Source organism: Vibrio sp. YT-19(2023), assembly GCF_033337395.1.
In genome coordinates this window covers 1-514 of record NZ_JAWOQN010001173.1, presented here as the reverse complement: position 1 = coordinate 514, position 514 = coordinate 1, and the positions used below count along the sequence as shown (strand labels likewise).

The 514-nt window shown below is 44.6% G+C and carries 1 pseudogene; it reads right to left on the bottom strand.

Annotated features, from left to right (window positions below):
• Window positions 1-514 (bottom strand): annotated as a pseudogene (locus tag R7E78_RS30680) (PrkA family serine protein kinase); the annotation flags it as partial.

Sequence of the window (514 nt, the reverse complement as noted above, 5' to 3'; positions counted from 1 at the left end):
GATGCGCGGTCAAATAGCTGTCCCGTTTCTGGATCGCGGTATTCTTGGTCCTGAATCCAGAAGTCAGCGTAGGTAACATAACGGTCGAAGATGTTTTGGCCGTACTCAGAGTAAGATTCTAGGTATGCGGTTTGAATCTCTTTACCGATAAACTCAACGTAACGAGGAACGAGGTACCCTTTCAAAAACTCAAGATATTTTTCTGCGGTTTCTGAAGGGAATTGTTCGCGCTCTACTTGTTGTTCAATTACATAGAATAGGTGAACAGGGTTTGCTGCCACTTCGGTTTGGTCAAAGTTGAACACGCGAGACAAAATCTTAAACGCAAAACGTGTAGATAGGCCGTTCATACCTTCATCGATGCCTGCGTAATCTCGATATTCTTGGTAGCTTTTCGCTTTAGGATCTGTGTCTTTTAGCGTCTCGCCGTCGTACACGCGCATTTTCGAGAAGATAGACGAGTTTTCAGGCTCTTTCAGACGAGAAAGAATGCTGAACTGCGCCAATGTTTCTA